The organism is Magnetococcales bacterium (assembly GCA_015228815.1).
In the GTDB taxonomy this organism is placed as follows: domain Bacteria; phylum Pseudomonadota; class Magnetococcia; order Magnetococcales; family UBA8363; genus UBA8363.
In genome coordinates this window covers 24,722-50,313 of the sequence record JADGCV010000032.1, presented here as the reverse complement: position 1 = coordinate 50,313, position 25,592 = coordinate 24,722, and the positions used below count along the sequence as shown (strand labels likewise).

The following is a 25,592-nucleotide window of genomic DNA, read 5'->3' as shown; positions in this document are numbered from 1 at the left end:
GGCGCGCGCCTTGGTGTGTCCTTCTGCGCGTTTCGGGCGCTGAAGGACAAACGCCTTGCATGAAAACTTGCAATGCGTCCGGATCTTTTCGCAAAAACCGCGAAAAGATCCGGACCAAGGCGCGCGCCTGCGCGGTTTCTCGCAAAAACCACGCGAGAAACCGCTTCGGGTGAAATGGCGCGTGAAAAACAAAATCAAAATCAAAGTCAAAAACAAAATCAAAACCCTGGGGGCAATCCCCCAGACCCCTTTTTTCTTTCAATAATTAAACCCGAATTTTGAATTTGTCTCATACCCGAAAGAAAGACAACTCCTCGGGAAGCTGCGCCGCCTTTTGCGCCAGGAGTTCCGCCGTGGCGGCAATTTTTTCGGTCGCGGCCCGGTTTTCCATGATCACCCCTTCCAACGTTTTGATCCCATGATCGATCTGCCCGATTTGCGACTCCTGATGGCTTCCCGCCGCCGCCATGCCACGAACTTCTTCCACGGTCGCCAGAATCGTCGGCAAAAGCCGCTGAATACGATTGCCCGCATCCTCCGCGACTTCCAGACTCGATGTCGCCAGAGCATCGATCTCTCCGGCGGCAATCTGACTGCGCTGCGCCAGCTTTCGCACCTCCGCGGAAACCACCGCGAACCCCCGTCCATGTTCACCCGCCCGCGCCGCTTCGATCGCCGCGTTCAACGCCAACAGATTGGTCATCCGGGCAATCTCCTGGATGATCGAAACCCGTCCCGCGATGTCACGCATCGCCACCACCGCCCGGGCCACCGCCGCTCCGCTCTCCTGGGCCTCGATGGCCGCATGGTTGGCCTTTTCCTCCGTCTGACGGGCATTGTCGCTGTTGGTCCGGACGAGCGTCGTCACCTCCTCCATCCCCGCGGAAGTCTCCTCGATGGCCGTCGCCTGGGCAACGGCGCCATCGGTCAAAATCCTCGTGTTGGCCGTCATGTCCCGCACCCCCGATTCGACATCCTCCGCTATGGACCGGATTTCCTGGACCGTCGAACGCAAATGGACCGACATCCCACGCAAATCACACATGACCCCCGAATTGCCCTCGCAGGTATTGAGTACCGCATCCACCAGATTGCCATCGGCGACATGCGATACAATGGTTGCCAGTTCATTCGGATCCCCGCCCAATTGACGGTTGATCCTCCGTTCAAACACGAACGCCATCAGAAGGGAAACCAGAATCCCGATCCCCGTCCAGATCAACGCCGTCATCCGCGCCTGCCGCGCCTTGTCGTCCGTGGCCTGGGACGCCGTTTCCGCCCCCGCGCGCGCCACCTCCGTCCTCTGGTTGACATCGCCCACCATTTTTTCCGCGATGTATCGCAAACTCTCCGACCGGGTCAGCATACGGGTTTGAAAGTCGATAAAATCGTCGAACTCCTTTCGATAACCCGCAATCGCCTGCACCAGACCGCTGCGCCCCTTCTCGCTCTTGATCGAGGCCCCATCCCGTTGCAGCCGGTCCAACATCACCCGAACCCCCTTGACCTTCGCTTCCGCCGCCATGTCGGCAAAAAACGTCATCTCGACGATGATGAATTCTTCCAGCGCTTTCTCCAAACCAGGATTGTCCGCCTCGTAGATGATGGTCTCCACCGCCTCCCGCCGTTTGACCAACTGCTGGCGTGACTGGTCCAACATGGTCCGGGTGTGGACCAGTTCCAGGAATTCCTTTCGGTATTCGTTCAATTCCGTCAACATCGTCCCGGCGCTCGCGTCGCCCAACGACACCTGTCCGCTCAAGGAAGCGCCAATTCCGTCAAGCAACCGTTCCATCCGCTGCACCGTTTCCTCCCTGGGGTCCAGGCGGAACTGACGGCGCAAACCTTCCCCCTTCTCCACCCCCAACACAATATCCTGCCAGAAGATTCGCTGCTCGATCGGACCCTGGAGCAACCGACGGCCCATGTCCCGGACCTCACCGATGGACATGAAATTCAAGGTGATCACCCCGATAAAAACACTGTAGGAAATGGTGAAAACAAGGACGATCAACGTCCGAAACCGCATTTTACCCAACAATCTTCCCATCATTTCCCAATCCCCACTTCGTTTCATCGGCAATGGCGTAATCTTTCCCATTTTGTCATTCAGTTGGGAATTTTACCATATTCAAATTGCGTTTGCCAGCCATTTGCCGATAGAAAAAATTGATACAATTTTCTTTTCCCAACCATGACAGACAGTCCAGATTCTTTTTTAACAATTTTAATTTGTTATTAAAAAATTCTCCCCTTTCTTCATTGGAGAATCACCCGGTGGCAATGATCACCACATTCCTTCCCGCCCCGAGTCGGGAAGATTTGCGGGCCGGGCTACGAAACGACGCATGGGCAGGCGACGTTTGCTGGAAACCGGACAGGCGCCATTCTTGATGAAGGAGAGGGCCGAGGCCAGGGAGGATTCGGCGGTATCGCCAAAATCGCGGGAAAGATCATCGTCGGCGATGCATGTGGGGGTCAAGCCATCGAAATAATCCGATTCTCCATTGGCGTTGACGATGCGAAACGTCACGGCGGCCAGGACCTGATCATCGAAGGAAACCACATCCATTCCCACCGGTTTGCCGCAGGTGGTGGTGCCGACCTGAACCACGGTCAAAAATGGTTTGAGCCCCTGGATGAGCATTTCGCTGGCGGAACAGGTGGTGGATGAACTGATCACGAACACGCGCGAAAGATTCAGGTCCGTCGAAAGGCGGGTATAATTCAATGTGCCATTGTCATCGGAATGGCGATTGTTGTATTGCAGAATGGCAAAAACGTCTTCGTTGGAGGCATCCCGCAAGAAACTTGCGACAAGGGCCGCCATGTTGACCAGACCTCCCGAATTGTAGCGCAGATCCAGGACCATTTCGGAAACGCTCATCGCCTTGAAATAGGAAAACGCATTCAGGAGGGAGGAGTACGAGGCATTGGTGAACGAATCGTAGGCGAGGTAGGCGATCCGGGTCGATCCCTGGTCGATGACCTTGCGATCATGCACCGAATCGACGATGAAGGTCGTCTTGGTCACGGAAAAGGAAAGATTCGCCGATGGCTGGCGCAGGATCGCCAATGCGACGACGACCCCGGCGGCATCGGCGCCGAAGGCGGTGTCCCAGCCGTCATCGGCAGTGATCTGTGCCGGGGTCCGACCGTTGATGCTTTGGATCTGGTCGCCACGTTTCAATCCTGCCGTCGCGGCGGGAGAGTCGGAAAAGACCTGGGTGATCCACAACTGCCCCGCCTCATCCTGCCGGGTACGGATGCCGATTCCGGTGAACTCCCCGGTCGAAAGTCGCGCCGTCATGTCCGCCAGGGAGGTAATGTAACTCCACGGGTCCCGGTCCTGGTCGCGGGCCGCCTCCAGGACCGCCTCGGGAGAATCGAAATCGCTCCCCTTGAGATGGGATGGAATGGATTCGTACCACAGATACCATTCCCGCATCCGGGCAAGGACGAACTCGTTTTTTTCAACGGTCGTCCAGGAAGAATCCTCGGAAGTGATGGTATCCCCGGTGGACTGTTCCGTTTCGCCCGTCGTCGTTCCCCCGCCGCCGCATCCCGCCGTCGTGGCGAACAATCCAAATCCCAGGAAAAAAATCAGGATCGGCTTGATGACCGCACGATACGACCAGGGGCAATGCCGTTCCCCCGCTCTGATGACAATCTTTTTTTCAATGGTCTTCAAGATCATCCTCACGCCGCCAGGGGAGGGCCGGTACCGGCACGCGCAATGATCCTATATCATAACGAATCCCCAATACAATAGGGGGAAGGGTGGGGACCTCGGTTGCTGTAGGTATATCCTTTCGTCTCCCCCTTGCGCGCGGACAATGCAAACCGGGCATACTCGGGAATCGGGATGGGAATTTCATCGATGTCGGTAAAACCCACCATTTCCAACCAGCTCAAGACGGCCATGCGCGAGGGAAGATGGGAGACGTTGCTTTGTATCGAAAGCGACATTCGGGTATCGGGAACGACCCGGCTGGGAATCAACAGGTTGTCGTCCTCTCCGACCCGAAGGCACCGTTGGGACTTGGGCCACAGGATTTCGACGCAATTCAAATGGCGCAACAGTGGATGCCGCGTCAGGGACGTTTCCAGAATCAGCGTTCCCCCCGGTGCAAGCAGATGAAACAGACGTTTGAGAAAACGCAACGGTTCCGGATTGTGGTACAGAACCCCGGTACACCAGATCAGGTCGAACACCCCCAACTCGGCGAGTTTTTCCCGGGGAAGGTACAGGATGTTGCCTTCGATATAGGATTTGTCCGCCAGCTCGATTTCCTGGAACCAGGAAGGAAGCTGTTCTCGCGGCGTGACCCGGGTCGAGATGACATTCTGTGTGTATTCGGCGGGGATGTCCATCATCACCAGGGATTTGGGTCCCAGGCCCGCCAGTCGTCGGGAATCCTTGCCATCCTTGGGTCCGATCTCCAGGACCCTTTGCCCCCGCAGATGGGGATGCAATCGTGTCAACGCCGCGAAGATCACCTCGCGATAGTTGGGAGGATCATAAGGAGTCAACATTCCCAACCGTTCCAGAACAGGCCGCAGGGCCTTCTTCAAGGACCGAACCATGAACACTCCCCTTCATGCTTTTCTCGAACCATGAACCCGTCACGACGCCGCCATCACCCCCCGGCGTCTCCCTCCAGTCGATACAGATGTGCTCCCCAGCGCAACAGGGACACGGTTTCGAACAGTGGCAATCCGACAACCCCCGTATAGGAACCCTCGATGCGTGTCACCATGAAGGCGCCCAACCCCTGAATGCCATAGGACCCCGCCTTGTCCATCGATTCCCCCGATGCCAGATAGGCTTCGATTTCCCCGAGGGTCAACACCTTGAACCATACATCCGTGACCGCCACCGCGCTTTGTATCGACGGGCCCCTTCCTGCCGCCACCGCGACGGCGGTCGCCACCCGATGCGCCCTCCCGGACAAGCCGAGAAGATGCCGACGTGCCTCGTCCGCGTCGCGTGGCTTGCCCAGGATTTCCCCATCGCGAATGACCACGGTGTCGGCCCCCAGGCAAAGACCGATTCCGGGTCCATGTCCCGTCGAGGCCTTCGTCCGCGCCATTCTCAGGCAATACGCGACCGGGTTCTCTCCGGGATGTGGCGATTCATCGATGTCCACCGCCATGACCTCCGGTTCCAGTCCCAACTGACGCAACAGCATGAGCCGACGTTCGGATGCGGAAGCCAACCGCACATGGCCCACTCCTGCCAAACCCGGTGCCACCATTCCCATGATCCCACCTCACGCCCGCAAACGCCAGACATTGATCCACGCCCAAGGCTCCTTCGCCCCGCTCATGCCATCCATGCCCAGGCCCGATTCTCTGCCTGCCGGGCCGCCATCCCCGGTCGATTCCCGCGACAAAAACGTTTTTCGGATTACCGGTTCCGATGAATGAATGAACACTTGACGACAAGGCCAACATCGACATATTCTGCCGCAATTCAAGGCGAATGCACCGTCGAAGGCGATGTCATCGCTGCAAACGCACCGTCATAAGGCGAGGCCATCGCCGCCAACGGTCCCCTTTCAATCAACGATGAAAACCGCCCCACGGACTTTTCCCTCGATGGATGCCTTCGTCCAGCCAGAGACCTCGGTGCCCCCGCGAAATCCCGATCAATCGGACCAGTCGGGCCATTCGATGCGCAATAAAGATCAATCGGTGCTCGACCATCTTCGTGGCATCATTGGCCCCGACCTGGATGCCACCAACCGCGTCATCCGTGACCGGCTCGATTCCCAGGTTCCCCTGATTCCCGAACTGGGGTCTCACCTGATCAACAGCGGTGGCAAACGCCTGCGCCCCATCCTGACCCTTCTGACGACCCGCATGTTCGGCTATTCCGGAAAGGGACATCACGTTCTGGCCGCGGTCGTCGAATTCATCCATACCGCGACCTTGCTCCATGACGACGTGGTGGATGAATCCCTGACCCGCCGGGGAAAACAGACCGCCAACGCCGTCTGGGGCAGCAAGGCCCCGGTTCTCGTTGGCGATTTTCTCTTCTCTCGCGCCTTTCAGATGCTTGTCGAACACGGCGACCTGCGCATCCTCAAGATGATTGCCGATGCCTGCGCCATCATCTCCGAAGGAGAGGTGATGCAGCTTTTGGCAAGCAACAACCTGGCCACCAGCGAAGCCCAGTATATGGAAGTGGTCGCCCGGAAGACCGCCACCCTTTTTGCCGCCGCCGTGCGTATCGGCGCCGTTCTCAACAACCGCTCCGCCGAAGAGGAAGAAAACCTGGCCCTCTATGGTCAGCTCCTGGGTCAGGCCTATCAGGTCATCGACGATACCCTTGATTATTCCGCCACCCGGGAAACCCTGGGGAAGGGGATCGGCGATGATTTCCAGGAGGGAAAGATTACCCTGCCCCTGATTCACGCCTTCCATCATGGTTCCGAAGAGGAACGACGTTTCTGGAGTCTGTGCATCGAAAACAGGAGTCAACCCGAAGGAAGCCTGGAACGGGCCATTCAACTGGTTCGCCAGCGGGGTTCCCTTGACTATGCCATGAATCGCGCCCGTGACCTTGCCGAAGCGGCCGTGACGGCAGCCTCCCGGTTTCCCCCTTCCAGGGAACGCGACGCCCTCGTCAAACTGGCAACCTTTTCGGTCGAACGCCACCACTGACACGACACGCCGGAAACCGGTTCACCGATGGTAGGGGATTCCCTTGAGGATGCTCATGGCGCGATAGAGCTGTTCCAGCAACAAAACCCGCACCAGCATGTGGGGATAGGTCATGGGTCCCAGGGAGAGGATCCAATGTCGATCTTCCAGAAGCGTTCGGTCCAAACCATCCGGCCCCCCGATCACAAAGGTGAGTTCCCGGACTTGGTTCTCCATGGATTGTTGCAGACGCTGGGACAATTCCAGGGAGGAGAGGGGGGTGCCGCCGCTGTCCAAGGGGACCACCATCGCCCCGTCGGGAATGCGGCTTGCAATCCGTTTGGCCTCTCGCGCCATGGCCTCTTCCTTGCGGCCCGGCTGTCCCGGTGGTCGGCGTTCTTCTGCCACTTCCAACAATTCGACCGGCAGCATGCGCCGTAACCGTCCCTGGTAGTCCCTGGCCAGATGGGCGATGGCCGGGTCCATGCCCCGCCCCACCGCCACGACCGTAACCCTCATCTTTCCGTACCGGTGGCCAGGGAAGCGGTTTCCGGATGGGAGATCATTATGGTTTGCGGACTCCACAATTTTTCAAGATTGAAAAAGGTGCGGGTCTGACGCTGAAACAGATGGACCACCACGTCCCCCAGGTCCATCAGGACCCAGCTCGCTTCGCCCAATCCTTCGCAGCCCAACACATCGATCTTGTGGAGGCTCGCGAGCCGATCGACCTCCCGGGCCAAGGCGGCGACATGGGTCCTGGAGGTACCCGTTACCAGAACGAAGAAATCGGCGAACAAGGCACGAGTACGCAGATCGATGATTCGAATGTCATCTCCTTTTTTTTCATCCAGCCCCTGTTTCAGAACATCGATCAACGATTCACTGTCCATGTCACTCCCCAAAATTGCGCCTGGTGAATGGCGCCAGCCAGTTCATGGCGATTGCCGCGGCTCGCTGGATCCATGTGGGCCGGATCGATGCGGGTTTCCCGATCAATCGCGGTACAAACGGTGATGGTCGATATAGTCCACGACCTGGTCGGTTGTCAAAAAGCGGATCGATCGCCCCGAACGAATACGGCGACGAATCTCCGAGGAACTGATCGCCAGGGGCGGAATGGAAACCCGGACATAACCAAATCGGCGCGGATGATCCCGGGCAAACAGTTCCAGATCGCGGCATTCGTGCCGCTGCAGCCATTCCATGGCCGGACCGTCATCATGGGTCCCCGAGCCTCCTGGACGGGTCATGAGGCACACATGGGCAATGTCGAGAAGCCGCTGCCATGACTTCCACAGGTGCAACTCGTCGATCAGATCGCTGCCCATGAGAAACACCGGATCCACCCCCGGATGCCGGAGTGCGAGGTCGGACAGGGTGTCGATGGTGTAGGCGACCCCGGACCGTGTCACCTCGATGTCGCAGGCTTCCAGGCCCGGGACCCCCGTGCAAGCCAGCCCGGTCATCGCCATTCGATGGTGTGGCGGTGCCAGAAGATCCTCTCCCTTGAACGGATGCCGTCCGGAAGGGACCAGCAGCACTTTTTCCAGGTTCAGGGTTTCCAGCACTTCCAGGGCCGCCCGCAGATGACCCAGATGCGGTGGATTGAACGCCCCGCCGAAAATTCCCACCCGCCGACTCATCCGCGGGTCTGTCCCGTGCCCAGGACGATGTATTTCAAGGTTGTCAGCCCTTCGAGCCCCACCGGACCGCGTACATGAAGCTTGTCGGTGGAAATACCCATCTCCGCCCCCAGGCCATATTCGAACCCGTCGCTGAATCGGGTCGAGGCGTTCACCATGACCGACGAGGAATCGACCTCGCGCAAAAACCGCATGGCGCGGTCATGATTGCGGGTGACGATGGTCTCGGTATGTTGCGAACCATGGTGTTCGATGTGATCCATCGCCTCTTCCAGATCCTCAACCACCCGGATGGAAAGAATCGCATCGAGATATTCCGTATCCCAATCCTCTTCCGTCGCCGGGACTCCACCCAGTGGGGCCAGTCGTTTCAGGGATTCGGCGCAGCAACGCATGACGCATCCCGCTTCCTTGAGTTTCGCGCCGACCTCGGGGAGAAACGAATCGGCGAGGCTTGCGTGAACCAGAAGGGTTTCGGTGGCGTTGCAGACCCCCGTTCGCTGCATTTTGCCATTGAGGGTCAGGGCGATTGCCATGTCGCGATCCGCCTCTTCGTCGATGTAGGTATGGCAGATGCCATCCAGATGTTTGATGACTGGAATGCGGGATTCGGCCATGACCCGTTCGATCAATCCCTTTCCCCCTCTGGGGATGATGACATCGACATACCGGTTCATGGACAGCAGGGTGCCGACGGCGGCGCGGTCGGCGGTATCGATGAACTGGATCGCATGCGGCGGCAGTCCGGCCTTGATCAATCCGGCAGCCAGCAGCGCTACGATGGCCCGGTTGGAATGAATCGCCTCCGATCCACCGCGAAGGATGATGGCGTTGCCCGATTTGACCGACAAGGCGGCGGCATCGGCAGTGACGTTGGGACGCGATTCGTAGATGACGCCGATCACCCCCAGGGGGACCCGCATCCGTCCGACCATCAGACCGTTGGGTCGTGGCTTCATTTCGGTGATTTCGCCGACCGGATCTTCAAGGGCCGCGACCTGGGTGATTCCCGTGGCCATGGCCTCGATCCGGGCATCGGTCAGATGGAGGCGATCGAGCATGGCCGCCGAAAGTCCTTTTTCCCGAGCGGCCTGAAGGTCCCGGTCGTTTTCCCGTTTCAACGGGCCGGACTGGCTCCTCAATCCTTCCGCCATTGCGTTCAGGGCGGCATTCTTCGCCATCCCCGAGGCCCGTGTCAGAAGACGTGCCGCCTGGCGCGCCTGTTGTCCCATTTGGATCATATCCCCGACCGGATCCATCATCGTTCCTTTCGTTGGCTTGGATGGCATGGATTTGGGCCAGGGTTTTCAATCATTTGGAGCGACAGCAACCTGTTCCAGACCCAGTTCATGCGAATTATCCGTCATCTTCCATACCGGCGCAACCCGGTCGTCGCCCAGGTATCTCCCCCTCGGTTCGGGATTATTGAAAGAAAAAAGGGGTCTGGGCCGTTACCTATGTTCCAGTCTTTCGCGCCACGACGATCCGAATTTCCTCCAACGCCGGCGTTGGCAGGACAAAACGCAACAGCCCATCCTCGGCCCCGGTACGAACCTCGATCCGATCCAGGGATTTGCCATTTTGATCGAACGTTTCGATGTGGTAGTCGCCCTCCTCCGGCACCTGCCAGGTCATCTCTCCCTTGCCGAACCCCTGGGCGTAAACTGTGAAGGATCCCTGGGTGTCGCCCCGGGACAGCCCGGAAAGGCGCCACCGTCCTTCGATCAGGTAGGGGTGTGGGGAAGGGGGGGGCCTGGCGGGGGTGTCGTAGGGGACGATCATGATCCTGGGAGTGGCAACCTGGCCATCCAGGGCGATATACAGGCTCCCCTGATAATGGCGTTGACCGATGACCCCCGTCGATTGGGACAGATCGACCTGTTTGAGCACGGCGCGATCCAGACGCAGCGTTTGCAGATCGCCGCGATCACGGATTTCCACGGCCCCGGAGGGGAGCCGGAACAACCGTGCATGGATCGCCCCTTCCGCCACCGAGGCGTAAAAACTTGCGGCGACCGGCGCCAAGGGCAGGGAACGGGCGTAATCAAGGTTATACTTGAGGGCGTTGATGCTCGCCAGTTTTTCCCCGGAATAAAAATGATAATAAAGATTGAATGGAATCAAACGTCGGGGCGATTCGGTGTTCTTGATGGTTTGCACCAGATGCTTGAAACCAAAGAAATGATCGGTCCAGAGGCTCGTATAGGTGTTTTCGTTGCTGGCGGAGGCGTAACATTGCCATTCCTTCCCGACCGTTCGCCCCAATGGTGCCACCCAGGCCACCGAAGGATATTCGGAATCGAAACGGGTATCGCCGCCGTTGATGTTTTTCATCCCGAGAAGACGGGATTCGCGCAGGGCCCGTTCGAAGGGCAGGGTATTTCCCGACCATTGCAACAGTTTGACCTTCTTTCCCGGAGGCAATAACTGTTCAATGGTGCGGTTTGCCCCCTGAAGTTCATCATGAAGATTGAAAGGCTTGATGGCATAGGCACGGGGTGTCTTGTAATCGTTGTAACGTGTCTTTTTCTCTGGTTGATCGTTTTTCTCGGGGTCATCGACACGGACCGGAATGTTGCGCCAAAGAGAGGTATCGATCGAGACCGTCTTTTTCTTCCTCTTGAAGCCGAGGGCATCCAACAATCGATTGGAGGTGCCTTCATCCGCGGGGGTGGGATAATTCTTGAGGTAGGGCAGCTCCCGGGCCGGATCGAAGTGCTCGAAGAACCCCCAATCCAACGGATGGCTTAACGTATGGTTGCCTGCCTCGACCTGTGGTGGGGCAAGCAGTTTTTCGGTAATCTCCATGAATTTGCGCGATCCAAACCATTGTGGATCGATGTCGCCGACGACCGGGGCGATCGTCACGGGAAGTTCGGGGTAGCCCTGGATTGCCTCTTCGAGAATAACCTCGGCGGCGGTCAATCCCTTGTCGCGATAGGGGCGAACTTCGGTCAGATTGCGCAGCCCGTCGCCGTCGATATGGCTGTAGTAGATCCTCCGGTTCGACAACGTGCTGGCATCGGGTTTGGGAAGATCATCGGTGGCGAACGCATGGCGGAAAAATTCGAAGGGATTGATGATCCACTGAGCGAAATCACGATCCTCGTTGGGATTTCTGGAAAAGAACAGCGAAAAATCAGGAGGGACGAAACCGCCGCGAGGAGTGGTTGCCACCAGGATGTTTTCCGTACCGCCCTTCATGCCGTGGCGCACCTTGAGATGGGCCGTGGCATCGGGGGAACCGGGAAGAATTTGCAGATATCCGGGAAAATGTTGCGGCAAAGGACGTTCAAAACCAATCATTTCGGGATTCTTGTAAGCGATTTCCAGATCATGGGTAAAGGAGACCCATTGGTCCTGAAAACCAAATCCCAGCGTTCGCCAAAATTTTTCCATGGGCGTTACAGGAGTGGCAACTCCCTTGAGATCCGCGGACCAGGGGGGGGGGGCCCATCAGGACAAATCGTTTGCCCACGTTCATGATGGTTATGGCCCATTCGAGAAAAACGACGGGATTGGCTAGTTGCTGGTTGTCCTCCCACCAGAGGACGCCGCGGACATCGTCAAGGGTATTGGGATCGGGCAGGGGTTGGTGGATGTCCTGATAGCGGACGACCAGACCCAGATGATTGAGCGGCAGTTCGGCGTATTTGTGGGTATTGCTGAACCAGGCCTGACCATTGGTTTTTTTCGAGTCGAAAAAGGAGAGGATAACCCGGGGTATTTCAACCGCCGTGGGTTCCTCGGCGCATTTTCCAGCGAGGGGGAAAAGAAACAACGCCAGCAGCAAAAGGGGCAATCGTATCATGGGGCGGGTTCGGGGATGACCCGGTTCAATTCGATGGTGGAAACGTAGGGATTGAATCCATGTTCCCGCTGCTGGCGATAGATCGCTGCCTGTCCCTTGGGGTCGTCGGGATCCCAATAGTCCAGGGAGTACAATTCCAGCCGGGGTCGGATCTCCTTGAGGCGGCGCAGGCGGGTGGCGGTCGCTTCGTATTCGGCGTTGTCGGTCAGGCGATGGCTTTTGGTGGAGGGGTCGGGAAGGCTGCGGATCGATTCGGCCAGGACCATGTCCACATCATAAAGGACCCGGTCCAGAAGGTCGAAAGAGCGATTGATCATGATCGGGATGTCGGGAAAATTTCGCCGGATCGCCTTGATCAAGTCGATTCCCCCCTGGCGCATGCCCCGGTATCGTTTGGCGTCGAGGTCTTCCAGATGACCCGGATTGTCCATGGTGTCGAGAAACAATCCATGAAAACCCTTCTGCAACAGTTGCGGAATCAATGATTCGATCACCATGGCGGTCCATGCCGGCTTGCGGACATCGACAAAGAAGCTGCCCGGCCAGTCTTCGTTTTCCATCAACAGAAGGTCCATCTCCTTGACCGTCTGGAAATGATCTCGATGGTCTTCCACTTCGCCCAGGCTCAGATAGCCCAGAATCATCTTTCCCCGTTCCTTGAGCCGTTCCAGTGGCGGATGATAGAGGCTGTCGAAAACGATCAGCGAATAGGATTCGAAGCGCGTATCAGGCTCCTGGTCGGAATAGTAGACTACCCAGGATTCGGCACGGACCACGGCGGCCCCCCCGAGAAAAAAGATTGCCAGGGCGATTGTGGACAGGATCGATCGAAACAAACGGATTCTCATGGCTCGTGTCTGAAATGCGGACGTTTCCCCAGAGAATGCCCTGCCCGGGAGACAAATGCAAACCCTCCCGAACCAAAAAAGGCAATGCAGGGCCGGAGGGGACATCGATGTGATAACCATTGGAAGAAGAAGGTGATCGCAAGTGAGTGTGTTGCGTTATGCTCGAAAATCCGTTCCGCGCGTCGATGACCAGATCACCTCTTTGAGATGATTCGCCGACTGATGTATATTCAAACATGGTCGCCATGTCCCCATGAATTCTCCGGTGTCCCCCACGGCCATGGAGCGATGCCGACGAAAAATTTTTCTCTTTGAAGCGAGCATCGCCCAATAATGCTTTTCAACTCCAAAATCTTCATCCTTTTCTTCCTTGCCTTCATCCTCTTGTGGCCATTCATCCGACCATATCGCACCATGCGCTGGCTGTTCCTCGTTTGCGCCTCCTTCTTTTTTTATGGCTGGTGGGATTACCGGTTTCTCTCCCTCCTTCTCGTCAGTGGATTGATCGACTTCTTCGCTGCCTTGGGCATGGACCGCTATCCAAGGGCGCGGCGGTCATTTCTCGCATTCTCTCTGGTTGGGAACCTGGGTATTCTGTTCAGTTTTAAATACTATGGATTTTTCATGGAGAACATGGAGTCGATCGCCGACCTGTTCGGAATGTCGCTTGATGGGACGGTACATACACCGGAGTTCATGCTGATTCTTCCCTTGGGGATCAGCTTCTATACCTTTCAGTCCATGAGCTACACCATCGATGTGTACAACGGACAACTGAAACCGACCCGCAGCGTTCTGCACTTTTTTGCCTACCTTTCCTTGTTTCCGCAACTGGTGGCCGGTCCGATCATCCGGGCCAGGGACATGCTGCCACAATTGCTGACGGCGCGACCCATCACCCGTGAGGCCCGATGGGAGGGGATGGTTTTGGTGGTGCATGGTTATTTCAAGAAGGTGGTCATCGCCGACAACCTTGCAATGTTCGTGGCGACAGCCTTCGCCGATCCGGTGGTTTCCGGCAGTGGCATCTACTGGTGGTTGATCGCCCTGGCCTTCACCATTCAAATCTATTGCGATTTCAGCGGCTACAGCGACATCGCCCGGGGTCTGGCCAAATGGATGGGCTATGACATGCAGATCAACTTCAACCATCCCTACATCGCCACCTCCATCCAGGAGTTCTGGGATCGATGGCACATTTCGCTGACCTCCTGGTTCCGGGATTACATCTTTCATGGCATGGTCCGAAAGAAAATCGACCAGTTGCGGGAGACGGGCGGACAGCTCGGTCAGCAACGGATGATCGTCTATCTGTGGATCACCATGTTGCTCTCTGGCCTGTGGCACGGCGCCGCCTGGCATTTCATCCTTTGGGGCGCTCTTCACGGCCTCTACCTGCACATCGAAATCGTTACCCGCTGGCCCATGCGCATGAAAAAGCTGTTTTTGGGGCGATGGATCGCTTGGCTGCTGACCTTCTTCCAGGTCATCGTCGCCATGACCATTTTCCGGGCGCAATCCTTGAGCCAACTGGGCGAAATTCTGTTCCGCATGTTGACCTTTCACAACGGCTTGAGCCTTGGGTTGGGGGAGTTCCTTTCCATCCGGGATTTCGGCGTGATCAGCCTGTTGATCGGTACGGTGCTGCTGCGGGAACTCTATATGTTTACCGGTCTGGACAGGAAGATGGGCAGCAGTGCCATGGGTGGTTTCCTGGGTGGACCGATGGTTGTGGCCTTGATGGCCATTATCGCCATTTATTTGCGTGGCAGCGGGGCGGAGTTCATCTATTTTCAGTTTTAACCCGAATCCGGCGCCTTTTGGAGCAGGTCAATGCGGAAAGACCAGATCATCGACTGGTTGCACGAACCAACCGCCAGAGTCCTTTTCTATCTTCTGGCCATGATCCTGGTGGTGGAGGACACCGACCTGCTGCCGGTCAATAACAGGGGCGTCAGCAACAAATCGGAAAGCTACAATCGCCATTTCACCCTCAAAGCCAACAACACCAGGCTGCATGACCTGGTCATTTTCGGCAACTCTCCAGTGTCCACCGATTTTTCCCCCAGGGACATGGAGACCGTGTTGCCGGGGATTTCCATCTATAATTTCGGCTTTCCCGCCCTCTCCATGAACCCGGTCCTGCTGAGCGCCACGGAAAAGCAGGTGAATCCAACTTCGAAAGTTCGGGCCATCCTTCTGGGATTCACACCAAACACTTTGACGGAGGCCGATGTCTACAATGAACGTTATTATCTCCCCTTCAAAAATGTCTCTTTCGGCGATTTGATGCTGATTCGGTATACGGGTGGATTCGATTATTTCCTGCCTACCTCCTTTGCCCTGCTTCACAGCGCTTGGCACAAACGACATGAACCAAAATCAACGACGAAGGAACTGCCTGCCAAGGTCATTCTTCATGATGATACCGGATGGTGGGAATACCAGACCCTGAAAGAGACGGATGACATTTCCAGAGAGGATTACATCAATAAATATAAAGCTGTAGCGTTGCGTGTTTCGCCCAGGGTCATGGAGGATGTCTTCACCTTCGTTCGACGTTGGAGCGGAGAAGGTTTCCGGGTTTTCGGCATTCGCATGCCACTGGCCCCTTCTCTCTCCGCCATTGCCGATGAGGTTTCCGGATTTGACCAGAATGCCTTTTCTTCCGCGTTTATCCGGGCTGGAGGCATCTGGCTTGACAGTGACCTCGGAGGCTACCGTTCGGTGGATGGCTTCCATATGCCCGGAGAGGAAGCCCGACGGTTTTCCAGAGACACCGCCCGGGAGCTGCTGCCCCATCTGCGACACCTCACAAGAGCAGACCTTGAGTCCGTTACCAACGACACCGCGATACGTATAAAATAGTGGTTGGCCCCCTTTTTTTCGTCACTATTTTCACCGCGAGATTTTCCCGGCCATGGCCGACAGTTGGCCGAGCATTACCTTCAAGGGATCCTGGGTCGGTGCGGCGTCCGACGCGGTTTGATCCGTCAGCATCCTGGGCAGCCGCGGACAGTGGATGTCAAGCAGGTCTCCGTGCCTTTGTTTCAATTGATCGCACAACCGCTCGCCTCCCTCTTTGGCCTTGATGTATTCGTCCGCTCCGGGTTCCGGGGTATCGAGAAACACCGTGGAGGGATAAAAGATACCGAGAGGCTTTGGTTTCCGTGGTTCGGCATCAAGCAGAAAATCGATGATTTCCCGAAAGGCATCCTGATAAAAATCGACGTAGCGCCGATAGAGATCTTCCCGCCAGTTTCCCCATGTGTTGAAAAGAATCGGCGGCGAGGCGAAATAGAACAGATGACTGAACGGACCACATTCCAGGACGGAGGTCCATGTGTCGCGCTTGAGAATGTCCAGATGGTGCGTGCCGCACCGCCCCCCGGCGGCAGTGATTTCCTTGCACACATGTTGTGCGTCCAGAGCCCCCTGTCCATAGGTGAGGCAGCAGCGCCCGCCTCCGGCGGCGATGATTTTTCCCGTCACCTCGCCCAATCCCCGGGAACCTCCTGCCACCAGGGCGTTCCAGTCCGCGAAAGCATCCGCCGCCACCATCCTCCGCACCACATCCATCGTGGTCTGGTTCACGGACGCCGAACGGAAGAAGGTCTCCAGGGTTCCCTGCACGCCCAGACCCGAAAGTGCGATGGTTACCATGTCGGTACGTTCATCCCAGTGTTCGACGCGATAAGCCAGTTCCGATCGGATTTGCGCGTTGTCGGAGAAATCCAGGGAACAACCTGAAAACAGGGAGTGGTATCCAGGGCAGATCATGCCGACAATCCGGGTGGCGGCCAGCAGGGAGACGATGATCGAATGGGGCAGACGGCGGGCGAGGACCGGGAACATCCGGGTAAGACCGTCTTGATCCAGGCACGGTTCGAGGATTCCGGCAAGTCCAACCACCTCGCAAGGATTTTGCACGGTGCAGTCGATTCCCGGCCAGGGGGTATCCACGATTCCGTCCATGGCTGTCCCCGGATGCAAAGCCGCATCCTTTCCGGACAGTTTGAGCGTCACCGTGCAAGCCGTTCCCTCTTCCGATGAAAGAGTCCACCGCCGTCGGCCTTTCCCGGGCTTTTCTTCAAGCAATACCGTCTGTCCATGGTAGACGGGCCTGGAGAAACTCACTTTCATGGCAACGGGTCGCACCGACGACACCCCGTCTGCCAAACCAAGCTCCAACGTCTGAAGACAAAGATGCATGCCGTGGACGATGGTCCGGCCAAATTTCATCCTGCGGGCGGACAGAGGATCCAGATGGATGGGATTGAAATCACCGGACAGGACGGCAAACGCCCGACTTGCCGAAGAATCGATGACAAATCGGTTGGATGTCATGATCAACCGGGCCCCGTGATGGACATGGGCAGGATGGTTTCTTTATGGGTATGGACCGAAAAGTGCCATACGCTTGTCTCACCCTCCCTGGACACCGGTTTGAATCCCAATCGCTGGTAGTGGTTTTCCACCGGCTGGTTGCGCCCGGTCGGAACGAACCGACCTTCGATGAGTTCAGCTCCCAAGCGCCTTGCCTGCTCCACCAGGATGTGGAACACCGCATCCTCCACCCGGCGGTTCATAACGCGGCAGCTCATCAACCAGGAATCCACCACCCAGCACTTTTTCCGTTTCTCGACGACAACTACGGTAATTATTCCGTTGTCGCCATGGCGGTCTGTCAGCCGCGCCTGAAGACAGAACCTGTTTTTATCGGAAGCCATGGCCTCGATCTGGGATTCTGTGTAACGTTTAGTCGTGAGATTGAATTGATTGGTTTTGTTGACCAACTGGGTAATCCGGCCACGATGGATGGGGTCGAAGTGTCCCCAGGCGAGCTTCATCTCCAGGGATACCAGGAAGGCATCGAGGTTTTGAAACCGGCTTTGCTGTTGTGCGCGTTCGGTATTGGCCCGGTACTGGGCGGTCCTCTGCCGATCGTCTCTGGTAAAATGTACCGCCTCGAAATATCCGGCGCCCAGAACGATTCTGGGATAGTGGGAGGGATCCGCCGGCAATTCCGGCACGGCTACCATGGGAAGCCGGTTTCTCATCCCTGCCCGTTCCACGGGGTTGTCGTCCAGAAACACGAAGGCGTCCAGACCCAGATTCAGTTGCGTTGCCATGGCTTGCAGATTGTCGGCCTTCTCCTGCCAGTTTGCCATGAAAATCGCCACGTCCTCCAGGGTGAGCAGCATTTCCGGATGGGACTGAAACGGTTGTTTGGCCACCTCCAAGGTATTCTTGGAGCAGACTGCCAGAACCACGCCACGCCTGGAGAGATTCAAGGCCATGCGTTGTACCGCCAGATAGGCCTCGCCGAGGGGCGTACCCTCGCCCAGGACGATACCGTCCATGCCGTCTTCGCCGATCACGCCGCCCCAGAGGGTATGATCCAGATCCAGCACCAGGCATTTTCGGGATTTTCCTTTGAGCGCGGCCAGCAGGCGAAGGAGATGGTCCGCATACAGCGGAACGAATTCCAGGCAAAAGGGTATTTTACCCTGATTCCAGAGCACTGGATCATGCCAGCGGTCCAGGCCCAGGGAGGAGGCCAGTCCCGCTACGTCCAGCAACAGGTCGGCCCCGTCGTCCAATGCTTCCAGGAGCATCCGGTTGAATCGGTCGATCCGGCTGCGCAGGGTGGTGCCGATTCGCAGGTCGAGGGCGCCGAACAGGGTTTCGGCGGGAAAGGGGACGTTCTGGACGATCACCGTGGAGGAACCTGCCTCGTGAAGGCGCCTGCGTATCTCATTGATTCGCGCCAACGCGCGTCCGCAGACATCCTCCCCGTGCATGGACGAATCCTGATCCTTGAAATCCATCGGGAATCCGAGTCCACGATGGTCCAGGGCCAGGAGTACCACCTCGGGGGGGGCCTGGATCAGGGGGGCGTCTGGATCCATCACCGCCTGTTCGACCTGTCCGAAGTCCGCCGCGACCACCTCCAGGTCCAACCCGTAGCGCCAAGCGGTGGACTCGATGGCATCCACCAACAGGCCCGTCGTGGCGTTGCCGAGGAGCCCGAGCCGAATGACCGAATCGGTTTCGGCGTTTCGCGAAGCCCGGGCCTTGCGAAGACTCCGGGCCAGCCGGGTCAAGGCATCCAGATCCAGGGCGTAACCGGCAAGTTCACGAAATCGTTCGGCCTGTTCGACTGCCGGGACCAACAAGGCATCCTTGCACCGTTTGGAAAAATCACCGGGTGCGGGCAGAAGCCACGGCAGCGTTTCGAGACGAAGGTGGTTCATGGCATTCTTGAGGGGGTTGGATGGACCGTCCCGACCGTGGATGGGGCCCATTGATGCTGGGTTTTCCGGTCTGGCCCCTTCCGAACGGTCACGAGGCGCGTTTTGCCAGCACCCGGTCCACGAATTCTCCGACGTTTTCGACGCTGCCGATTTCCGCGGTATCGAAACGGAAGGAAAATGCCTTTTCTACGGCCAGGAACAGCCGAATGTTGCTCAGGCTATCCCAGGTTTCCACCTCCGATGGCCGGGTTTCCAATGTAGGCTCGAAATCTTCATCGTCGAACACCTCCCGGATGATTGGAATCAACCGTTTCAGCATCTCTTCCCGTGTCATATCCGCGCCTTCCAACCATCAAGAATCATTGTTGCACGGGAGCGTTTCCCGTTTGTCAACAAACCGTGTCGGACAGCCATTATGCCCCAGGCTGTTTCATCGCAGGTGTGGCCAACGGACTTGTGGGAAGACTCGAAACCACCACATCCGATCGGATCACCGGCCTCACGGTCGGTTTCATAATGGATGCGATCCTGATTTTCTTCAAGATATTCCGACAGGCTCCTGATGTTTTCTTCTCATCGGGGCAATGGCGTCATGGATGTGGTGGTGGGGTTGCGTGCGGGTAGCGGTCCGATCACCGTATTCTCATGATCTTCCCGGCCATGAAGGGTCATGGGGGTGCCATGGGTGGGATCGGATGTTTTTCCGACCTCCTGCGTACCCGGATCGTCGTCGAATTTAATTTTCCGGATCGCGGCGAACAGTTCATCCGCCGTGAAGGGTTTTTCCAGGGTTTCGTTGGCCCCCATGGTTTGGGCGATTTCGAGCAGCGTTTCCCCTTCGAGGTATTGACCGCCACCGCTGATGGCGAGAATCCGCGGTCTGGGTTTCATTCCGCGGATGGCGAGCATGATCTGCATTCCATCCATGTCGGGCATGAGGATGTCGGTGACCAACAGATCGATCCTCTGGTGATGCAGCAGCGCCAGTCCGGTCACGCCGTTATCCGCCGTCATCACACGGAATCCTTTGTTCTCCAGTATTTTCCGGTATAACGGCAACAGAACGACGTCATCATCGATGCAGAGGATCGTTTTCATGGAACTGTCCATTTTTTTTCTAAATTGATACCAACGAATATTAATAATAAAAGATGAATTCTGGAAAAGCAACATCAAGTTCGAGGAGAATTGAATGTTTACTGTCATTTAATGTCACATTGTAACATTAAAAAAATAATTGATAAAAGTCTCGTGTCTTGATGATGGTAACATGTCTGCAATTTATGAATGATATTTATTAATTAAAGTCAATGACAAACAGGATTGTGTTTATTGCCGCGACAGCAAACAATCGAGTGAAGAAAGGGACGAAACGATCCGATGCGATTGCATGGTGTTTTTCAGGACGGTGGTCCTGTCGTATCGACCCGGATTGGTGGATGGGAATGATTCGTTATTATTTCATGGGGATGGTTTTGAGTCTGGTGGGGATTTCCCTGGGCTATCTGTTGTTGCCCTCGGTGGAGACCCTCGCGCTGATGCACCTGCGCGATCAGGATTACGCCAAGGCTTTGGAATTGTTCGAACAACAGATGGAAGGGGGACGGGAATTGCCGGTTTCGGCCATCATGCCCTTGTCCACCCTGTACCTTCAGAATGGACAGGTGGAACAGGCAATTCTCGTTCTGGAAAAGTTTCTCGACAAGGTTCCCGAGCATCTGGAGGCCCGCAAGGAACTGGGAAAACTGTACCAATACGCGCAAAGGCCGATGGATTATCTGGAAAATCTGGAGATTCTGCACCGACTGGAACCGACCATGGAGGTTTTGCAACAGTTGGCCAATCTGTACAGTTTTTCCGGCGACATCGCCCGGCAGGTCCGGATCCTCGAAGAGATGCGGCGCCGTTTTCCGCGCCATGTTGCGGGTTATCGCGATCAGGCGCGTTTGTTGATGGCGGGGGGGGAATTCGAACGGACGGTGGCGGTGCTGCTTGAATTGAAGGGGAAGACTTCCGGTGGCATGGACGCGGAAACCTTGCAGATGCTGGTGTATGCCCTGCTCAATCTGGGGCGGAAGGATGAGGCCCTGGCGGAGGCGCGGGATTGGCTTGGACGACAGGGAGTCGGCGCTGGCAGGGAAGGGATTGCCGTGGTGACCGAACTGTTGCGTCAGGGAGGGGGCGGGGATCTGGCGTGGTTGTGGGTCGAGGATTTGCGCCGGCTGATGCCCGATTCGATGGAGATCCTGTTGCAGTGGGGGCAGGTGGCGGCAGCGACGGGACGGGGTGCGTTGGCGCTTCCGATCGTCGAAGATTTGTACCTCAAGGGAAAATTGCCGCTCGCGGGGGTGGCGTTGTTGTCGGAGTTGGCGGTGCGGCTGCGCCGGTTTGGCATGGCGGTCCGGGTCATTTCCTCGTTGCCGGAAGGGGAACGCCCCTACTGGTTGCAGTTGGTGATGGGGGAGTCGGTCCTGATTGATGGCGGTGGCTTTTCCGCACGGAGGGTATTGCAGGTTCTGGAACGGAAGTTTCTCGAAGGATATCCCGTACTGGCGGCGGAACTGCATTTGCGGGCCGGTTCCACCCTGGAAACGTTTCAGGAATGGCTGGAACGGGGGCGGAAGAGGGATTTGGAACCGGAGTGGCGTTTGCGTCTGGCTTCGCTCTTGTTGCGCCTTGGCCGGACCGCGGAGGGGGGGGAGATCCTGATGGCTCTGGCCCGGGATGCCAATGCCAGGGACGGGGTCTATCGGGAGATCGCGGGTTATTTCATCCAGTCGGGGGATGTGGCGGGGGGGGTACGGTTTTTCGAGCAACTGCGCCGCGAGCGTCCGGGAAGGGCGGTCGAGGAGTCCTGGTTCATCCTGACGGTGCGCCTGGGAGATCGTCAGGAGGGGTGCTTGGCCTGGTTGGCCGGGCAATCCAGTCTGACCAATCCGTTTTTGACCGATGTCGTCAACCATGCCCTGGATACCCGGCAATTGCGCCTGGCCGAGGCGGGGTTGACGCGGCTCCTGGGACAACCTCTGGACAATCCCATGAGCGTCAATGGCCGCGAATGGCGAGACCGGACCATCCTTTCGGCCAGGCTTGATCTGGTGCGCGAACGACCGATGGCGGCCCTGGAGCGGTTGAAACCGATTCGTCCATGGTTGGATGACGTGGGCATCCGTTTTTATGAGGAGGTGGTGATTGCTGCCTGGCGGACCCGACAGCCGGTGCGCAAGGAGGTGATGGGTATCCTTCGTTCCCGGCTCGACACTCCCTGGAGCGATATGACCCCCGAGGCGCGGCGGGAATATGGAATGCTTGCCTTGGAAACGGGAGAGCGCAACATGGGGACCCGGGCCGTTCTCGATTCGGTGCATGATGCCCCGCCAGAGAGTCCGGAAGTCGCCCAGGTTTTGTATGTCCTGGGGCCCAGGCCCGGCCCGGAGGGGTTGCGTTGGTTGCTTGACCGGGCGGAACGGGCCAGCGACCAGAATCTTGGAGGATGGCTTGACATCCTGACAGGCGTTGGCGCGGCGCGACAGGGGCTTTTGATTGCCAGTTCCCGTTTGCCTGCACCGGGGCAGAATCCTCCTCTGATGGATGCCATCATTCGTGCTTTGGCCTGGGAGGGAAACAGTGAACGAATGGAGGAACTCCTGGCCGATGAGATGCACGCCACCATGTCCATCCAACGGTTGCATTCTCTGGCCAAATTGGCCGAGGAAAAAAATCTTCCAAAACCTGCGGGAAAGATCTACCAGAAAATCCTCGAAATCGATCCGGAGGACAAGACGGCCTTGAAACGTCTGGGATACATGGCATTCTATGCCGGGGAATGGGAGAACGTCGTGGGATACCTTGGCCGTTATCTGGCACGGTTCGACGACAATTATGAACCCTTCTTCTATCTGGCGGAGGTCTATCGATCCCTGGGGATGGTGGAAAAGGCGAAGCCTTTCTATCTCAAGGCGTTGGCGCGTATTGGAAAAATAGAAAATCCACCCTATACGGTTCGCGTCGCCTGGGTGCGCATGTATCAGCGGATTGGCCGCTGGTCGGAAGCCTTGAAGGGATACGAGGCGTTGATGCGGGAACAATCCGATGATGCCCGTCTTCGTGCCGATTATGTGGAACTGTTGCTTGCCAGGGGGATGACCCGCGAGGCGGAAAACGTGTTGCAGTTTGCCGGAGTCCGATGAACTTGATTTGAAAAAATGGTGTGTTTCCATTCCAGACCGTGATCCATCACGGGAACGATGGTAGGATCCATTCGCCGCATGCGCCGACTGATCAACACCAAGGATTGTCACGGAATGTCCGCTTCCCTTCATCCCCGGGTTCTTGTCATCACCCCCGTGCGTCATATTCGTGGTGTGCCGGAGATTCTGGAGTCCTTCGGCGCCATCACCTATATGGACCATCCGAGTCAGGAGGAGGTGGTGGCAAGGATTCCCGGCTGCCAGGCGATCTTTACCAATCCCAACAAGTCGGATGTTTTCATCGGTCATGAGGTGATGGCGGCGGGTGGGGATCTTCAGGTGATCTGCACTGCGTCCACGGGGACGATTCATATCGACAAGGTCGAGGCGGCCCGTCGATCGCTGCCGATCATTTCGTTGACCGAGGAGCGTTCGTTCATCGACCGCATTTCTTCCACCGCCGAGCATGCGTTTGCTCTGATGCTGGCGGGGCTTAGGCATGTGCCGCAGTCCTTCGAATCGGTCAAGCGTGGCGAATGGGATTATACCCGGTTCATTGGCCGGCAGGTGGATCATCTGACGATCGGGGTGGTGGGGTATGGTCGGCTCGGGGGGATGTTTTCCCGCTATTGCAAGGCGTTCGGGGCGCGGGTGTTGGTTCATGATCCCTACAAGACGGTGACGGATTCGCAACTGATTCAGACCGATCTCGATGTGCTCCTGCGGGAATCGGATGTCATTGCCCTCCATGTCCATGCCACTCCGGAGACCGTCGGCATGGTGGACAGGCGTTGGTTTTCGCGCATGAAGGGGACGGTGCTTCTGGTCAACACGGCCCGTGGCGATCTGGTTGTCGAGGATGATCTCATTGCCTTTCTGGAGGGCCATCCCGAGGCGGGATTGGCGACCGATGTCATCGCCGATGAGGTTCGCAACAAGGAGGGCAATCGGTTATTGCGTTATGCCAGGACCAGTCCAAGGGTGATCGTCACCCCTCATATCGGTGGCATGACCCGGGAGGGACAGGAGATTGCCTATGGTCATGCGGCGGATTTATTGCGTCGTTTCTTTCTGGCCAGAAATTCCCGATGATACGATGTTTTTTTCCACACACGCCTTCTCTCCTTCTCTTAAGGTTACCCATCCATGCTGGCTGATGTTTTTTCCCGATACCGCGCTTCCGGGCACGTTTATGTGATCGCCGAAGCAGGCCTCAATCACAATGGTTCCCTCGACATGGCCAAGGCCCTGATCGATGTGGCGGTGGTGGCGGGGGCCGATGCGGTCAAGTTTCAGAAACGGACCGTGGACCGTCTGGCGGTACGTGAAGTCCTCGACGCGCCGGACAACCGTTTTCCCGAGTTTGGCACGACCTACCGCCAGATTCGCGAGCACCTTGAATTCGGTTGGGACGACTACGTGCAAATCAAGGACTACTGCGCCGGCAAGGGGATCGATTTTCTGTGTACCGCGTTTGACGCGGAGGCAGTCGATTTTCTTGAACGCCTGGGAGTGGCGGGGTACAAACTTGCCAGTCACAGCCTGACCAATCTGGGATTGCTCGAGGTCCTGGCGGCGCTCGGGAAACCGACGATCCTTTCCACCGGCATGGCGGAATGGGAGGAAATCGACCGGGCGGTGGCGATTTTCAAGAAGAATCAGACCCCTCTGGCGCTGCTTCACTGTGTGTCGAGCTATCCGACCCCGTTGGATCAATGCAACCTGTCCCTGATGGACATTCTGCGCCAACGCTACAATCTTGTGGTCGGTTATTCGGGACATGAATTGGGGACGCTGCCAACCCTGACGGCGGTTGCGATGGGGGCGGCCATCGTCGAACGTCATATCACCCTGGATGCGGGCCTGCCCGGTTTCGACCACAAACTTTCCCTGGAGCCTGATCGGTTGATCCGCATGGTGAAGGATATTCGCGCCATCGAGACCATGTTTGGCAGCGGTGACAAAAGGGTCTCGGCCCAGGAGAAAATCACCCGTGACAAATACCATGTCTCCATGGCCACGACACAATCGCTTTCACCGGGGACGGTTCTGACCCAGGCGATGATCACCTGGCGCAATCCGGGAACCGGAATTCCTCCCAAGGATGCCGGGCGTTATTTTGGCCGGGCGGTGACCCGTGAGATTGCCGCCGATGTCCTGGTCACCCCGGACATGTTCGAATAGATTGCCCT

The 25,592-nt window shown here is 57.2% G+C and carries 22 protein-coding genes; 7 read left to right on the top strand and 15 right to left on the bottom strand.

Features of this window, described 5'->3' with window-relative positions; genetic code table 11:
- Positions 1-55 precede the first annotated feature (55 nt).
- Positions 56-265, top strand: a complete 210-nt coding sequence (locus HQL76_13375; protein MBF0110155.1) for a hypothetical protein — start codon at positions 56-58, stop codon at positions 263-265.
- A gap of 24 nt (positions 266-289) precedes the next feature.
- Here HQL76_13375 and HQL76_13370 read toward each other — a convergent pair whose 3' ends face one another.
- The 4 genes from HQL76_13370 to maf all read right to left on the bottom strand — a co-directional run bounded on the left by HQL76_13370 (position 290) and on the right by maf (position 5,258).
- Positions 290-2,101, bottom strand: coding sequence for a hypothetical protein (locus tag HQL76_13370; protein ID MBF0110154.1), 1,812 nt, complete (start codon positions 2,099-2,101; stop codon positions 290-292).
- A gap of 186 nt (positions 2,102-2,287) precedes the next feature.
- Positions 2,288-3,691, bottom strand: a complete 1,404-nt coding sequence (locus HQL76_13365; protein ID MBF0110153.1) for a PDZ domain-containing protein — start codon at positions 3,689-3,691, stop codon at positions 2,288-2,290.
- Between the two features lie 56 nt (positions 3,692-3,747).
- Complete coding sequence (locus HQL76_13360) at positions 3,748-4,587, bottom strand: DUF1698 domain-containing protein (protein ID MBF0110152.1); 840 nt, start codon at positions 4,585-4,587, stop codon at positions 3,748-3,750.
- Between the two features lie 53 nt (positions 4,588-4,640).
- Positions 4,641-5,258 carry a septum formation inhibitor Maf gene (maf, locus tag HQL76_13355; GenBank protein MBF0110151.1) on the bottom strand — a complete coding sequence of 206 codons (618 nt, stop codon included), beginning with the start codon at positions 5,256-5,258 and terminating at the stop codon, positions 4,641-4,643.
- A 418-nt stretch (positions 5,259-5,676) separates the two neighbouring features.
- On the opposite strand from maf, the gene HQL76_13350 reads away from it, so the two are divergent.
- Positions 5,677-6,669, top strand: coding sequence for a polyprenyl synthetase family protein (locus HQL76_13350; GenBank protein MBF0110150.1), 993 nt, complete (start codon positions 5,677-5,679; stop codon positions 6,667-6,669).
- Positions 6,670-6,690: 21 nt separating this feature from the next.
- Here HQL76_13350 and rlmH read toward each other — a convergent pair whose 3' ends face one another.
- From rlmH to HQL76_13315, 7 genes are all read right to left on the bottom strand, one after another.
- Complete coding sequence (gene rlmH, locus HQL76_13345) at positions 6,691-7,167, bottom strand: 23S rRNA (pseudouridine(1915)-N(3))-methyltransferase RlmH (GenBank protein MBF0110149.1); 477 nt, start codon at positions 7,165-7,167, stop codon at positions 6,691-6,693.
- Positions 7,164-7,541, bottom strand: a complete 378-nt coding sequence (gene rsfS, locus HQL76_13340) for a ribosome silencing factor (GenBank protein ID MBF0110148.1) — start codon at positions 7,539-7,541, stop codon at positions 7,164-7,166. The genes rlmH and rsfS overlap by 4 nt, the downstream gene beginning before the upstream one ends.
- Before the next feature lie 102 nt (positions 7,542-7,643).
- A complete protein-coding gene (nadD, locus tag HQL76_13335) occupies positions 7,644-8,294 on the bottom strand; it encodes a nicotinate (nicotinamide) nucleotide adenylyltransferase (protein ID MBF0110147.1) in 651 nt (216 codons plus the stop codon).
- Positions 8,291-9,553 (bottom strand): glutamate-5-semialdehyde dehydrogenase, encoded by a 1,263-nt coding sequence (locus HQL76_13330; protein ID MBF0110146.1) that lies wholly within the window; start codon positions 9,551-9,553, stop codon positions 8,291-8,293. The genes nadD and HQL76_13330 overlap by 4 nt, the downstream gene beginning before the upstream one ends.
- Positions 9,554-9,749: 196 nt before the next feature.
- The gene (locus HQL76_13325; protein ID MBF0110145.1) at positions 9,750-11,600 is read right to left on the bottom strand and encodes a hypothetical protein; all 1,851 of its coding nucleotides are present in this window, start codon (positions 11,598-11,600) and stop codon (positions 9,750-9,752) included.
- A gap of 28 nt (positions 11,601-11,628) precedes the next feature.
- Entirely contained in the window at positions 11,629-12,105 is a 477-nt protein-coding gene (locus HQL76_13320; GenBank protein ID MBF0110144.1) for a hypothetical protein, read from the bottom strand.
- Positions 12,102-12,941 (bottom strand): endo alpha-1,4 polygalactosaminidase, encoded by an 840-nt coding sequence (locus HQL76_13315; protein ID MBF0110143.1) that lies wholly within the window; start codon positions 12,939-12,941, stop codon positions 12,102-12,104. Before HQL76_13315 ends, HQL76_13320 begins: the two co-directional genes overlap by 4 nt.
- Positions 12,942-13,367: 426 nt before the next feature.
- On the opposite strand from HQL76_13315, the gene HQL76_13310 reads away from it, so the two are divergent.
- Together HQL76_13310 and HQL76_13305 are read left to right on the top strand one after the other, a co-directional pair.
- Entirely contained in the window at positions 13,368-14,756 is a 1,389-nt protein-coding gene (locus tag HQL76_13310; protein ID MBF0110142.1) for an MBOAT family protein, read from the top strand.
- A 30-nt stretch (positions 14,757-14,786) separates the two neighbouring features.
- A complete protein-coding gene (locus tag HQL76_13305; protein ID MBF0110141.1) occupies positions 14,787-15,821 on the top strand; it encodes a hypothetical protein in 1,035 nt (344 codons plus the stop codon).
- A gap of 30 nt (positions 15,822-15,851) precedes the next feature.
- Here the strand turns inward: HQL76_13305 and HQL76_13300 are convergent, their stop codons facing one another.
- The 4 genes from HQL76_13300 to HQL76_13285 form a co-directional block, all read right to left on the bottom strand.
- On the bottom strand, positions 15,852-17,300 hold the full coding sequence (locus HQL76_13300) for a hypothetical protein (GenBank protein ID MBF0110140.1): 1,449 nt from the start codon (positions 17,298-17,300) through the stop codon (positions 15,852-15,854).
- A 2-nt stretch (positions 17,301-17,302) separates the two neighbouring features.
- The gene (locus tag HQL76_13295; protein ID MBF0110139.1) at positions 17,303-19,210 is read right to left on the bottom strand and encodes an HAD family hydrolase; all 1,908 of its coding nucleotides are present in this window, start codon (positions 19,208-19,210) and stop codon (positions 17,303-17,305) included.
- An 88-nt stretch (positions 19,211-19,298) separates the two neighbouring features.
- The gene (locus HQL76_13290; protein MBF0110138.1) at positions 19,299-19,529 is read right to left on the bottom strand and encodes an acyl carrier protein; all 231 of its coding nucleotides are present in this window, start codon (positions 19,527-19,529) and stop codon (positions 19,299-19,301) included.
- A gap of 254 nt (positions 19,530-19,783) precedes the next feature.
- A complete protein-coding gene (locus HQL76_13285) occupies positions 19,784-20,308 on the bottom strand; it encodes a response regulator (GenBank protein MBF0110137.1) in 525 nt (174 codons plus the stop codon).
- A gap of 341 nt (positions 20,309-20,649) precedes the next feature.
- Here HQL76_13285 and HQL76_13280 point away from each other — a divergent pair, with 341 nt between their 5' ends.
- The 3 genes from HQL76_13280 (at position 20,650) to HQL76_13270 (ending at position 25,584) form a co-directional block, all read left to right on the top strand.
- On the top strand, positions 20,650-23,400 hold the full coding sequence (locus HQL76_13280) for a tetratricopeptide repeat protein (GenBank protein ID MBF0110136.1): 2,751 nt from the start codon (positions 20,650-20,652) through the stop codon (positions 23,398-23,400).
- Between the two features lie 114 nt (positions 23,401-23,514).
- On the top strand, positions 23,515-24,492 hold the full coding sequence (locus tag HQL76_13275) for a hypothetical protein (protein MBF0110135.1): 978 nt from the start codon (positions 23,515-23,517) through the stop codon (positions 24,490-24,492).
- Positions 24,493-24,546: 54 nt separating this feature from the next.
- Entirely contained in the window at positions 24,547-25,584 is a 1,038-nt protein-coding gene (locus HQL76_13270) for an N-acetylneuraminate synthase family protein (GenBank protein ID MBF0110134.1), read from the top strand.
- The last annotated feature ends 8 nt before the right edge of the window (positions 25,585-25,592 follow it).

Excerpts from the sequence above, each read along its gene's own strand:
- HQL76_13370 (MBF0110154.1), bottom strand. The coding sequence starts at position 2,101 with ATGGGAAAGATTACGCCATTGCCGATGAAACGAAGTGGGGATTGGGAA.
- HQL76_13360 (MBF0110152.1), bottom strand. The coding sequence starts at position 4,587 with ATGGTTCGGTCCTTGAAGAAGGCCCTGCGGCCTGTTCTGGAACGGTTG.
- maf (MBF0110151.1), bottom strand. The coding sequence starts at position 5,258 with ATGGTGGCACCGGGTTTGGCAGGAGTGGGCCATGTGCGGTTGGCTTCC.
- HQL76_13350 (MBF0110150.1), top strand. The coding sequence starts at position 5,677 with ATGCGCAATAAAGATCAATCGGTGCTCGACCATCTTCGTGGCATCATT.
- rlmH (MBF0110149.1), bottom strand. The coding sequence starts at position 7,167 with ATGAGGGTTACGGTCGTGGCGGTGGGGCGGGGCATGGACCCGGCCATC.
- rsfS (MBF0110148.1), bottom strand. The coding sequence starts at position 7,541 with ATGGACAGTGAATCGTTGATCGATGTTCTGAAACAGGGGCTGGATGAA.
- nadD (MBF0110147.1), bottom strand. The coding sequence starts at position 8,294 with ATGAGTCGGCGGGTGGGAATTTTCGGCGGGGCGTTCAATCCACCGCAT.
- HQL76_13330 (MBF0110146.1), bottom strand. The coding sequence starts at position 9,553 with ATGGATCCGGTCGGGGATATGATCCAAATGGGACAACAGGCGCGCCAG.
- HQL76_13325 (MBF0110145.1), bottom strand. The coding sequence starts at position 11,600 with ATGATTGGTTTTGAACGTCCTTTGCCGCAACATTTTCCCGGATATCTG.
- HQL76_13320 (MBF0110144.1), bottom strand. The coding sequence starts at position 12,105 with ATGATACGATTGCCCCTTTTGCTGCTGGCGTTGTTTCTTTTCCCCCTC.
- HQL76_13310 (MBF0110142.1), top strand. The coding sequence starts at position 13,368 with ATGCGCTGGCTGTTCCTCGTTTGCGCCTCCTTCTTTTTTTATGGCTGG.
- HQL76_13305 (MBF0110141.1), top strand. The coding sequence starts at position 14,787 with ATGCGGAAAGACCAGATCATCGACTGGTTGCACGAACCAACCGCCAGA.
- HQL76_13300 (MBF0110140.1), bottom strand. The coding sequence starts at position 17,300 with ATGACATCCAACCGATTTGTCATCGATTCTTCGGCAAGTCGGGCGTTT.
- HQL76_13295 (MBF0110139.1), bottom strand. The coding sequence starts at position 19,210 with ATGAACCACCTTCGTCTCGAAACGCTGCCGTGGCTTCTGCCCGCACCC.
- HQL76_13290 (MBF0110138.1), bottom strand. The coding sequence starts at position 19,529 with ATGCTGAAACGGTTGATTCCAATCATCCGGGAGGTGTTCGACGATGAA.
- HQL76_13285 (MBF0110137.1), bottom strand. The coding sequence starts at position 20,308 with ATGAAAACGATCCTCTGCATCGATGATGACGTCGTTCTGTTGCCGTTA.
- HQL76_13280 (MBF0110136.1), top strand. The coding sequence starts at position 20,650 with ATGGGAATGATTCGTTATTATTTCATGGGGATGGTTTTGAGTCTGGTG.
- HQL76_13275 (MBF0110135.1), top strand. The coding sequence starts at position 23,515 with ATGTCCGCTTCCCTTCATCCCCGGGTTCTTGTCATCACCCCCGTGCGT.
- HQL76_13270 (MBF0110134.1), top strand. The coding sequence starts at position 24,547 with ATGCTGGCTGATGTTTTTTCCCGATACCGCGCTTCCGGGCACGTTTAT.